Below are 11933 nucleotides of genomic sequence, written 5' to 3'. Positions count from 1 at the left end.
CCTACCTCACAACGAGCGACCTACGGACCGTGGAACTCAGGAATCGGACCCCGCCTAAGGTCGATGACGGGGTCAGCGCGACCATTTTCCTCTTTGGTAGTAGCGAGGTGGGCCGGCAGGGCTTCTATCCGACGAGCACGTCCCCCTAACCCCCCTGCCCTAATTGACAACTTAGCGGTGCGTTGTGGTCCCACCGCTAACGAAGGGCGTCTTGATCGCCCGCTAAAATTCCCTCGCACACCCGGCCAGGCGGCGGTCAACTAGTGTTACACGTCGGTCACAGGCAGCTGCCACGCGAGAGCTGTGGGTCGCGATGATGAAGCTCATGCCATTTGCTTGCAGGGATGTGAAGAGATCTAGGATTTCGCCCTCTGTGTCCTCGTCGAGTGCACCGGTAGGTTCGTCTGCAAGTATTAGAGCGGGACGCTTCACGATCGCCCTCGCAATCGCGACGCGCTGTGCCTCCCCACCGGAAAGCCTGGTGACTCGCTTCTTGCTCATCCTGTCGAGACCGACTAAACCCAGAGCTTCAACCGTTCGGGCTTTTGAGTCCCGAAGCCCGCGCGCGCCGAGGCGCACATTCTGCTCAACACTAAAGTCATCAAGCAAGTCGTAGGACTGTGAGATCAACCCAATGTGCATGCGTCGATGATCGGCCAGCGGATCGAGGCGCTTAGGCTGAAGGACACACTGGAAGACATACGAACCGTCATAACGAGCGTCTAAGCCGGCGACCACTCGGAGCAGCGTCGTCTTGCCGCTGCCACTTCGCCCAAGAAGTGCGACCGCACGTTCGTCAGATGACATGGTGAAGTCCAGGCCTTCGAAGAGACGGCGCACAGAACCGTCGGGCTCGCGAACACTTTTCTTGATGGACTGCAACGCGAGGAGTTCGGTCATAGTTCGCTCCTTGGGTGGTATTGGATGTCGTGTTGCAGCCACGAGCGGCGGTGCAACATTTCCGCTGCCGAAAACAGGGCGATGAACCCGAGGCAAAGCCTTAGTGCACTGGAATCGTGATTCGGCAGCAGCTGCGTGATTGTCAGGAATGCGACTGTGAGCGCGGCGTACTCAACCGCAACGATGGCGAGCATTGCTCGCAGCAGGTCACTACGACTCTCTCCGAGCTGCCAGGCAACGCGAATTCGCCGTTCGCGGCGTCGGATGGCACTGCTCGTGAGGACGGCGCTCACGACTACTGCTGCGGCCGCCACTAATATCTCAATTGTGACCACTAAAGCGAAGTTCTCTTGAACCAGCGCGCGGACCGAAGCGAATTGTGTCAAGTAACCCGGCACGCTTAGCAAGGCGTAATGGTCGAATTGTGAGGATGTCGCCGCTGATTCAAGTGCCCTGAAAACGGCTCCACTAGGTTGCGCTTGATCAACGGCGATGTTGGCATTCAGCATCGCGAAAGCGAGAATGCCGTAGAAGTCTTGATGCGCAGTCGCCATACCTGTGATGCTTTTGGGGTATGGAACGACTAGATAGTCGTCCAGAAAAAAATTGAGGTTCTCCTGATAGAACATCGAGGCGCTCGGAGGCAGGAAGCCTGAGACCCTCATTTGGGTGGGCTTAGAGTAGTAGTCGACAGTGAGTTGATCGCCGACAGCATATACACTTTTGTAGTTATCCCCTAGGAGCACTGGAATTGATGCCCCGTCGTAATTAACTCCGTCCCAGTCAAGCTCGGTGCCGTCTTGCTCGGCGAGATTGTAAAAGTCAAATGTGCTGCGACTCAGCTGCATGGACTTAACGTTCACAACGCTCTTGCCGAGGATGGGATCCTCATAAGGCCCCTGGGTTCTTGCCCCAGTTCCGTATCCGTGCTCGAAGGTCTCACCGCCGGCAAAGTCGGCGACCGGCATAGCTTGGTCGAATGCAGAGAGCAGCTGGACACCGTCGGGAGCGTTCTGTTCGAGGTAGTCGTAGAAACGGGTGACCTTCTCGATGTTCGCTAAATTTCGCCGGTACCCTTCGAACAGTGCTGGATCGGTCAGTCGATCGGTCAGGCTGTACATGTCCACCTTCGCCGACTCATCAAAACTGCGAGATATTGCAGCCTGAGTTGACGTCGAGAAGCTCATTACATTATATATGCTAGTCATGAGGAAGGCGAGCACGAAAGTTTTTGCCACAGAACGTCCATAGGTGCTGCGCAACAGCGACGAGGCCTTCATGGTTCGCTTCTCCACAAGGAACCGCCGAGAACCCCCGCCAAGACAAGGACGCATAGGGCCAGAGGGACTGCCGCGGAGGCGCCGAACGCCACGGGTGAGCGCAGCGCACCCGCCATCGCGAGGGCTATCGACCAGACCGCGACAAAGAGTGCGGCCGCCCACAGAGCAATTGGGAGGATGGCTAGCAGCAGCACACGCATGCGCCGAAGACCTAGCTGGTAATGCAGTGTCGCGACAGGCCTAGAGAAGTTTGCGATGATCAGCCCGGACGCACTTGCACCGACGAGAGTGAGTCCCCACCCACAAACGATCAAGATCGGCGAAACATAGTCAATATTGGTGCGTTGATCTGTCCTTCCGTCAATCGATGTAGCCCCAGTCGTCCCAAAGCCATCCAGGCTTTCGATTCCCCCCTCAATATCGACGAGGACAGGCCCGTCGATATCGACAAGGCCTCGGTCCTGAAGCAGAACGTCGTGGGCGAGCCCACTGTCAGCACGAACACCGAGCCGACCGACCACCACGAATGCCCGACCGTCGTAATCTATGTACTGCCGCCCGTGATCCGAACGGGCCCCCACTTGGTCACCGATGAGAGCAACGCCCTCCTCGCCTTCGCGAATTTGCCTGCCTTCATGAATAGGCAACGGCGCCGGATGGCCGAGCGTGCGAACTGCTCGAAATCTTCCGCTGTCGTCCAGATCCGTCAACAAGCGCCCAGAGACTTCAACCCCAGCGTTCTCGAGCCCATCAAGATTTTCGAACGAATCGAGCTTTACTGCCGTCGCACTGCGAAGGTTGCCCCCCTCGAGCGCAACCGCGCCGCGAACTGCGGCGTACACACTTAGGCCGGCACCGAGCGCGCTGAACAGTGACAAGAGCATCACGCTTAAGAAAAGGTTTCGCTGGGCCATGAGATTCCTCCGGGAGTGGATGGTGATCAGGGCGGAAGGGCGGGCGCCCTCCCGCCCTGAGGGCCTACCTGCCGTAGTAAGTGCGAGCTGAGCCTTTACCGAGGTTCGGGGTGGCCTTCAACCAAGGTGAAATCGCCTGGGTGCCATTCGTGCCCCACTGACGTCCCGAGCTTGTGGCAACCGATCCACTTCTCTCCATCTGAGCCGTTGTGTAGTGATACACGCCTACCCACGTCGTCCATCCCTTGGCACGTTTATTCGTGGTGCCGCTGACGACTTTCTCCTCGGCTTGACCCGTGTGTCGTACTGAAGCGAAGGGAGCCACTTCGCTGACGCTCAGTTCACTCGGGGCCGTCGAGTAGGCGCCAGAGCCCTCCTGCCATCCCCCCAGGTCGGCGGCGCTCGCTGCGCCAGCCGGAAGGGCAAGGGCCCCGAACGTGATCGCAGCAACTGCGAGCGAAATATTGAATTTCTTCATCTGGACTTTCCAATCATTTTGGTTACCTCGGGCAAGGAGATAGGCCTCGAATTCGGCCCGACGTGGAGCATGGTCGGACGACTGAAGATTCCCCAGCAGCGCACTCAGCTGCGCCGATACATTCATACTAGATAGATTGCCCATTGGGCAAGAGGGCCGTGACGGGAAAACCTCTCCCCCGTGCCCCCGCTGAAGCGACGAAAGGAGGCGACCTTGCCCACTCCGCAGGGGTTCCCATAAGCGCTCAGAGAGCCGCCTTGCCGAGGCGCTTTGGCATCACTCCCCTTTATGCAGGAACTGCAACCTTGAAATTTGCCCACCAGAGAACACCTGACGAAGGGATCGATGTACTCCCTACTAACAGGAGAGACTTACCGGCGTACGCGAGCCCCTGGTCATCGCTTTGCCGAGAACGGATAGGCCACTTGGCCACAGGACACACTCCGACTCATCAGAGACCGCCGGCATGGAAACACTCGAGAAAGTTCAGAAATTCATGGTCGCCTTCCTTCGCCGCATCGTCTAAGAAATGAGCCGTCGCGGCTGGCCTCGAACTTGGCCCCGCTGTCCCCGAAGTGACTTCAGCCCGCCCCTCGCAGTCGAGCCCCTGGAACGCCGGAATTGCTTGAACAGACTCTGGGGTAACGCTCCCCGAGCCGACGAGGTTGTCGATCTGCGACTTCATCTGGCCCAGCTGGTCTTCGATCGCGCGCTGCCCGTTCCGCAGCTGGGTGGCCTGCGTACGCAGGTCGTCGTAGGTGACGGTGACAGTGGCCATGAGGTGATCCCCTTCTTCTGAGATGCCGACCGGACGGTCGGACCTGACCAATATGTCATGCCTGATAGTTTGCGTAACGGTTCTCCACAGATCGGAGTCGACATGCGTCGCAAGAAGGACAAGCCCAGGAGGCGCGAGCAACACCCGACGCCGCCTCCGGTGATCACCGCCGAGACGATTCGTGAGCAACGCGCCGCAGGGCTGCTCTCGCGCATCACCACGCTGCCCCTCCGGCCGCCCGCGCCGATCGTGACGTCCCCTCCCCCGCCGGCCCGCGCCTCCTCGGGGTTCGTCGTCGAGGACCACCGAAGCGGGCCGGCGCAGCTCGCCCCCGTCAGCCCCGAGAGCACGGCACCGTCCGCGGACGCAGCCTTCGCGCCCCTCGCTGCCCCGATCCCTCAGGCGCCGCCATTGCCAGTCAGCACCCCGAGGCAGTCAGCCCCCGATCAGCCGGTCGGCGGTGACGCGGTAGCAACCGTTCCCGATCTCGAGGCGACGACGCTGCGCCCTCGGCACTACGGCCTTCGCCTCCCGGACGAGAGCGTCGTTCCCGTCACACGACGCGCGATCGTGGTCGGGCGCCGAACCGACCGCCCCCTGCCGCCACCGACCGACGCCGATGTCGTGGCGCTCGACGACGTCGGCCGATCGCTGTCCCGCCACCACGTCTCGATCGCGATCGGCGTCGACGCGGCCGTCTGGGTCACCGACCTCGGTTCGGGCAACGGCACCACCCTCGTGTCGACCACCGGCGAGGCCACCGAACTCGACGCACACACCCCGACCCGCGCACGGGTCGGATCGCTGCTGTCGATCGGCGACCACAGCGTGACGGTTGTCCGGCACCGACCCGAGAGCGACACGACCCACGCCCTGCTGCCTTCCAGGCCACGAGACGGGAACTCTTGCGAGAACGCGGAAGGGCGCTAGATGTTCTCGATCGGCGCGACCTTGATCAGTAGCTTCTTGCGACCGGCGCCGTCGAAGAGCACCTCGGCGATGCGGCGGGCGCCGATGCCGGTGACGGCCATGACGCGACCCTCGCCGAAGTCGACGTGCGAGATGCGGTCGCCTGCCTCGAGCTCCATGTCGCCGTTGTCGCGCACGGTGCCCGTGACCCGGTTGGCCCACTCGGTCTTCGGCTTCGTCTTCGCCGCCGCCGTGGCCCGGTCGTAGCTGCCCGAGCCGTAGCCGCCCGACGCCCGGGGCGTCGCACCGCGGTTGCCGTCGCCACCCTCGCGACGGGCGTTGAGCGCCCGCGGCTGCGTGCCCCCGCGGCTGGTGGCCATGCCCGGCGACTGCTTCCAGTCGATGAGCTCGACGGGGATCTCTTGCAGGTACCGCGACGGCATCGCCACGTTGACCTCGCCGAACTGCGCCCGCGTCATCGCGAGGGACAGGAACAGCCGCTGTCGCGCACGCGTGATGCCGACGTAGAACAGTCGTCGCTCTTCGGACGGACCGCCGGGCTCGTTCGCCGACATGCGGTGCGGCAACAGGTCTTCTTCGACACCGGTGAGGAACACCGCCTCGTACTCGAGCCCCTTGGCGGTGTGCAGCGTCATCAGCGAGACGGTGCCGCTCGTGTCGTCGAGATCGTCGGCAGCAGCGACCAACGTGACCTCGGTGAGGAAGTCGAGCAGTGTGCCGTCGGGGTTGTTCTTCTGGAACTCTTTGGTCACGGCGACGAGCTCGTCGATGTTCTCGGCGCGGGCCTCGTCTTGCGGGTCACGCGACGCCCGCAACACCTCGACCAGGCCGCTGCCCGCGATCAGGGCGGACAGGATCTCGTGGACGGGCGCGGTCGCCGCCGTGGCCTGCACGTCGTCGAGCAGTTTCGCCAGACCGGTGATCGCGCCGGTGACCTTCGGCCCGAGACCGAGCTGGTCGGCGTTGCGCATCGCGTCACGCAGCGGTGCCTCGTTGGTGTCGGCCCAGCGCTGCATCGCGGTCTCGGTCGCCGGACCGATGCCGCGTTTGGGGACGTTCATGATGCGCCGTAGGGCGAGCGGGTCGGCCGGGTTGGCGACGGTGATCAGGTACGCCATGGCGTCCTTGATCTCGGCACGCTCGTAGAACTTCGTGCCGCCGAGCACGCGGTACGGGATCGCCGAGCGGATGAAGATCTCTTCGAGCGCACGCGTCTGCGAGTTGGTGCGGTAGAAGACGGCCATGTCTTTGTAGTCGGTGCCGGACTCGTGCAGGGCCGCGATCTCGTCCGCGACGAACTGGGCCTCGTCGTGACCGGTGTAGCCGGTGAACCCGACGATCTTGCTGCCGGCGCCGACCGTGGTGAAGAGGTTCTTGGCCTGACGATCGAAGTTGTTCGAGATGACCGCGTTGGCGGCGTCGAGGATGTTCTGCGTCGAGCGGTAGTTCTGCTCGAGCAGGATGACCTTCGAATTCGGGAAGTCGCGCTCGAACTCGACGATGTTGCGGATGTCGGCGCCGCGGAACGCGTAGATCGACTGGTCGGAGTCACCCACCACGGTGAGCGACGCCCCGGGGATGCCGCCGCTGCCGTCGCGCATCGACTGGACGAACTGGCCGCCGCGCTCGAGCTCGTCGACGAGGTCGGCCTGCACCGGGCGGGTCAGCTCGCGGATGAGCGAGTACTGCGCGTGGTTGGTGTCTTGGTACTCGTCGACCAGGATGTGCCGGAACCGCCGCTGGTACTGCGCCGCCACGTGCGGGAAGGCGCGGAACAGGTAGACGGTCTGCGCGATGAGGTCGTCGAAGTCGAAGGCGTTCGCCCGCTGCAGCTCGCGGGTGTACTGCCGGAAGATCTCGAGGAACATGACCTCCTGCGGGTCGTTCATGTTGATCTGGCGCGAGTACGACTCGACGTCGCTGAGCTCGTTCTTGAGCTTGGAGATCTTGCCCGACGCCATGCTGACGGTGAGGCCGAGCTGGTCGGCGTCGAGCTCTTTCAGGATGCGCTTGAGCAGCGCACGCGAGTCGGCCGAGTCGTAGATCGTGAAGCTCTTGGTGAAGCCGAACTGCTCGGCCTCGCGCCGCAGGATGCGCACGCACGCCGAGTGGAACGTGCTGATCCACATGCCCTCGCCGGCCTGGCCGACGAGGTGCGCCACCCGCTCGCGCATCTCGGCCGCGGCCTTGTTGGTGAACGTGATGGCGAGTATCTGGCTGGGCCATGCCTCGCGCGTCGCCAAGAGCCCGGCGATGCGGCGGGTGAGGACGCTGGTCTTGCCCGAGCCGGCACCGGCCACGATCAGCAGCGACTGCCCGCGGTACTCGACCGCCTCTTTCTGCTGGGGGTTCAGACCGGCGGTCAGAGGGTCGCCGGAACCGCCGGCAGCGTCAGAGGGCTCGAGCACGATCGTCATGGCCCGTCGAGTCTAAGCGCGACCACCGACATGGCGAGAGGGTGCGGGGCGACCACGGTCGCGAGCGACGTCGAGCGAGGTCAGCGGGACACGAAGGCGACCCGCGCCTCCTCGGCGAGCTCGGGTTGGTCGGCGAAGACTCCGTCGACGCCGAGCGCCATAAGCGAGGTGTACTCGGCGCGCCAGTCGCCGAAGGCCGCCTTGCCGCCGGGGCCGCGGTTGGCCTTGGCCAGGAACGCGTTCTCGGCGCGGAGCGTCCAGGTGAAGACGTCGAGGCCGGCCGCGTGCGCCCGGTCGACGACCCGGCCGTCGGTCACCCCCCGGGCGTCGACGAGCGTCTGCTTGTCGAGGCTGACGCCGTGCAGCCCCGCGTCGACGAACGACTCGAGCGACTCGGCGTGCAGCTGGTCGCGGTAGCCCACCGACGTCCGCCCCGACGCGACCAGGTCGGCCGCGACGCCGGCCTTCTCGAGCAGGTAGACGAGCCGGGCCCCGAGTCGCTGGTCGGCGAGCCGACCGAGCACGGTCTGCTCGAACGACTCGATGGTCAGCCGCGGGTCGTCGACCCATCGCCGCTGCCGCAGCTCGTCGGCGAGCAGCTCGCCGAGCGGCAGGCCGATGGAGTCGAAGTAGGTCGCATGCTTGACCTCGGCGACGAGGCCGACCGGGCGATCGGCGGCGTCGAGCAGGTCGAGCAGGTCGCCCAGCCGCTGGATGCGCCCCTCGCCGTCGTGCGCGGCGCTCTCGGGCCGCAGCTCGGGCAGCCGTTCGCGGATGCGCAGCGTGCTGAGCTCGTCCCAGGTGAAGTCCTCGGTGAACCAGCCCGTGACTTTCGTGCCGTCGATGGTCTTGGTCGTGCGTCGGTGCCGGAACTCGTCGTGCTCTGCGACGTCGGTCGTGCCCGAGATCTCGTTCTCGTGCCGCAGGACGAGCACACCGTCGCGCGACGCGACCAGGTCGGGCTCGATGGCATCGGCCCCGAGCTCGATCGCGAGACGGTAGGCGTCTTCGCCGTGCTCGGGTCGGTGACCGCTGGCGCCGCGGTGGGCGATGACGAGAGGCGAGGTGGACACCCGGCCACGCTAACCGGCGTCCCCGTGCACGGCCCGAGCCGCCCGACCGCCTGTGGAGAGACGAGGAGGCGCGGCCCCTGGGGACGAGGCGTCTCACCCACCGCAGACGCAAAAGATGCACGGCACGCACGTTCGCCCTGCGAGAATGCGGCTCTCATCAGGCAGATCTTCAGCCATTCGTTGCACGACAGGCGTTAGCCTCATCTGTACGGAAACGCCTTCGTGAACCTACGTGGGCGGTCCACACATCCCTAGCGATCAGAAGAGGAACCCCTTGGCATTCTCGAATCCCGGCTTCAGTCAGTCGCCGGCCTTCTCGAAGAACGGCGGGCCCGTCATCCGTCAGCAGCAGGGCGCAGCCCAGCCGGTCGAGTACAACGGCATGACCGCCGAACAGCTGCAGCAGCTCTACTCGCAGCCGGCCGCCGGTCCCACGCAGACCGACCGCATGACCTACGAAGACACGATCTCGAAGACGCTGCTGGCATTCGGTGTCGTCCTCGTCTTCGCCGCCGTGGGTTGGTTCGTCCCGGCTCTCGCCTTCGTGGGCGCCATCGCCGGCTTCGTGCTGGCGCTCGTGAACATCTTCAAGAAGAAGCCGTCCCCCGGCCTCGTGCTCGCCTACTCGGCGGCACAGGGTCTGTTCGTCGGTGGCATCTCGGCCATCTTCGAGGCCCAGTTCGACGGCATCGTCACCCAGGCGCTGCTCGGCACCGCGGCCGTCTTCGTCGTCACCCTGCTGCTCTTCAAGAGCGGCAAGGTGCGCGCCTCGGCCAAGGCCACCAAGATCTTCCTGATCGGCATGGTCGGCTACGCCGTCTTCTCGCTGCTCAACCTCGGCCTGATGGCCTTCGGCGCCAACAGCAACCCGTGGGGTCTGCGCGGGTCGTTCGAGATCGCCGGCATCCCGCTCGGATTCTTCCTGGGCATCCTGGTCGTCCTCATGGCGGCGTACTCGCTCGTCCTCGACTTCGACCAGGTCAAGACCGGCGTCGAGCGCGGCGCACCCCGCATCTACGCCTGGTCGGCCGCCTTCGGCATCGTCATGACCGTCATCTGGCTCTACGTCGAGATCCTGCGCATGCTCGCCATCCTGCGGGGCAGCGACTAAACACCAGGGCGTCACCAGCACCACCCCGAAGCGGGGCTCGTTCCGAGAGGGACGGGCCCCGCTTCTGTGTGCCGGGGGGCGATGGTCGAGTGGGTAGAAGTTGCTATTCACGGGCGGATGAGGAGCATGTTCTGCCCACTCGTTAGTGTCCTGGCCCGGGACGACGGAGAGATCCAGGAACACCGTTCCCCCCTCGGACATAGCAAAAGCCCCCTCGGGCAGATGTCTGCCGGAGGGGGCTTCGCGTCACTGCGCTTCGCGAGAGGTCTCCCTCACTCCACGTTCGCGGCTACTGGTGGGCACCGGGGTCGCAGGCTCCCCCGGAAGGATCAGGCCTCGGCGCTCCGCGCCGAAAACGGCCCGGTCACTGCGCTTCGCGAGACGTCAGCCTCACTCCACCTCGGCGGCTACTGGTGGGCACTGACGGCGCAGAGCGCCGCCAGAGTGACGCTTCGCGTCACTCCCATTCGATCGTTCCCGGGGGCTTCGAGGTGACGTCGAGCACGACTCGGTTGACGCCGTCGACCTCGTTCGTGATGCGGTTCGAGATACGGGCCAGCACGTCGTAAGGCAAACGCGTCCAGTCGGCCGTCATGGCGTCCTCCGACGACACCGGACGCAGCACGATCGGGTGTCCGTACGTGCGGCCGTCGCCCTGCACACCCACCGATCGGACGTCGGCGAGCAGCACCACGGGGCACTGCCAGATCTCGTCGTCCAGGCCGGCCGCGGTCAGCTCGGCACGCGCGATCGCGTCGGCCGCACGGAGCAGCTCGAGACGCTCGTGCGTGACCTCGCCGACGATGCGGATGCCGAGCCCGGGGCCGGGGAACGGCTGGCGACCGACGATGACCTCGGGCAGACCGAGCTCGCGGCCGATGGCACGGACCTCGTCCTTGAACAGGGTGCGCAGCGGCTCGACGAGCTCGAACTGCAGGTCTTCGGGCAGCCCGCCCACGTTGTGGTGGCTCTTGATGTTCGCCGTGCCCGTGCCGCCACCGCTCTCGACGACGTCGGGGTAGAGCGTGCCCTGCACGAGGAACTTCACGGCCGAGTCGCCCTCGGCCGCGGCCTCGAGCACGAGTGCCTCGGCGGCGGCCTCGAAGCTGCGGATGAACTCGCGGCCGATGATCTTGCGCTTCTGCTCGGGGTCGGTCACCCCGGCGAGGGCGTCGAGGAACTGCTGCTCGGCGTCGATCGTGACGAGCCGCACACCGGTGGAGGCGACGTAGTCCTCTTCGACCTGGCGACGCTCGTCGGCCCGCAGCAGACCGTGGTCGACGAAGACGCAGATCAGCTGGTCGCCGACGGCCTCGTGCACGATCGCGGCGGCGACGGCCGAGTCGACGCCACCCGACAAGCCGCAGATGACGCGCGCGTCACCGACCTGCTCGCGGATGCGGGCGACCTGCTCGGCGATGACGTTGCCGCTGTTCCAGTCGGCGGGGATGCCGGCGGCACGGTGCAGAAAGTTCTCGAGCACGGCCTGGCCGTACGACGAGTGCTTGACCTCGGGGTGCCACTGCACGCCGTAGAGCTTGCGGGCGTCGCTCGAGAAGGCGGCGACGGGGGTCGAGGCGCTCGAGGCCAGGACGTCGAAGCCCGCGGGGGCCTTCGACACCGAGTCGCCGTGGCTCATCCACGTCGTCTGCGAGGTCGGCTGGCCCGACAACAGCGTGCTGTCACCCTCGGCGAGCGTGACGTCGGTGGCGCCGTACTCGCGCTGGCCGGTCTGCGAGACCTCGCCGCCCAGCGCCTTGGCCATCGCCTGGAAGCCGTAGCAGATGCCCAACACGGGGATGTCGAGGTCGAAGATGCCCGCGTCGATGCTCGGCGCACCCTCTTCGTAGACGCTCGACGGCCCGCCGCTGAGCACGATGCCCACGGGGTTCTTCTCGGCGATCTCGGCCGCGGTGATCGTGTGCGGCACGATCTCGCTGTAGACGTTGGCCTCGCGCACGCGGCGGGCGATCAACTGCGCGTACTGGGCGCCGAAGTCGACCACGAGCACAGGGCTCTGGGCGGTCTCGGGCGCACGCTCGGCCGGTGCGG

At 65.1% G+C, this 11933-nt stretch carries 10 protein-coding genes; 2 read left to right on the top strand and 8 right to left on the bottom strand.

The genetic code is table 11. The annotated features are described in order from the left end of the window. Positions 1-222: 222 nt before the first annotated feature. From SJY14_RS04115 to SJY14_RS04095, 5 genes are all read right to left on the bottom strand, one after another. A complete protein-coding gene (locus SJY14_RS04115; RefSeq protein WP_396599856.1) occupies positions 223-900 on the bottom strand; it encodes an ABC transporter ATP-binding protein in 678 nt (225 codons plus the stop codon). Next, a complete protein-coding gene (locus SJY14_RS04110; protein WP_396599855.1) occupies positions 897-2180 on the bottom strand; it encodes a hypothetical protein in 1284 nt (427 codons plus the stop codon). Before SJY14_RS04110 ends, SJY14_RS04115 begins: the two co-directional genes overlap by 4 nt. Beyond that, entirely contained in the window at positions 2177-3094 is a 918-nt protein-coding gene (locus tag SJY14_RS04105) for a hypothetical protein (RefSeq protein WP_396599854.1), read from the bottom strand. The genes SJY14_RS04110 and SJY14_RS04105 overlap by 4 nt, the downstream gene beginning before the upstream one ends. Before the next feature lie 64 nt (positions 3095-3158). Then, positions 3159-3572 carry a hypothetical protein gene (locus tag SJY14_RS04100; RefSeq protein WP_396599853.1) on the bottom strand — a complete coding sequence of 138 codons (414 nt, stop codon included), beginning with the start codon at positions 3570-3572 and terminating at the stop codon, positions 3159-3161. Positions 3573-4023: 451 nt separating this feature from the next. Then, positions 4024-4350, bottom strand: a complete 327-nt coding sequence (locus SJY14_RS04095; protein WP_396599852.1) for a hypothetical protein — start codon at positions 4348-4350, stop codon at positions 4024-4026. A gap of 102 nt (positions 4351-4452) precedes the next feature. On the opposite strand from SJY14_RS04095, the gene SJY14_RS04090 reads away from it, so the two are divergent. Then, positions 4453-5280: an FHA domain-containing protein gene (locus tag SJY14_RS04090; protein ID WP_177174808.1), complete on the top strand. Its 828-nt coding sequence runs from the start codon at positions 4453-4455 to the stop codon at positions 5278-5280. Here SJY14_RS04090 and SJY14_RS04085 read toward each other — a convergent pair. Next, complete coding sequence (locus tag SJY14_RS04085) at positions 5277-7697, bottom strand: ATP-dependent helicase (protein WP_396599851.1); 2421 nt, start codon at positions 7695-7697, stop codon at positions 5277-5279. The genes SJY14_RS04090 and SJY14_RS04085 overlap by 4 nt on opposite strands. A gap of 80 nt (positions 7698-7777) precedes the next feature. Continuing rightward, positions 7778-8770 (bottom strand): glycerophosphodiester phosphodiesterase family protein, encoded by a 993-nt coding sequence (locus tag SJY14_RS04080; protein ID WP_396599850.1) that lies wholly within the window; start codon positions 8768-8770, stop codon positions 7778-7780. Positions 8771-9044: 274 nt separating this feature from the next. On the opposite strand from SJY14_RS04080, the gene SJY14_RS04075 reads away from it, so the two are divergent. After that, on the top strand, positions 9045-9881 hold the full coding sequence (locus SJY14_RS04075) for a Bax inhibitor-1/YccA family protein (protein ID WP_396599849.1): 837 nt from the start codon (positions 9045-9047) through the stop codon (positions 9879-9881). A 457-nt stretch (positions 9882-10338) separates the two neighbouring features. Here the strand turns inward: SJY14_RS04075 and guaA are convergent, their stop codons facing one another. Further along, a complete protein-coding gene (gene guaA / locus SJY14_RS04070) occupies positions 10339-11892 on the bottom strand; it encodes a glutamine-hydrolyzing GMP synthase (RefSeq protein WP_396600246.1) in 1554 nt (517 codons plus the stop codon). Positions 11893-11933: the final 41 nt, after the last annotated feature.

This window comes from Frigoribacterium sp. R86507 (genome assembly GCF_044597695.1).
GTDB lineage: Bacteria > Actinomycetota > Actinomycetes > Actinomycetales > Microbacteriaceae > Frigoribacterium.
Note: the sequence above shows the minus strand (reverse complement) of the source record. Positions and strands in the feature narration are given on the sequence as shown.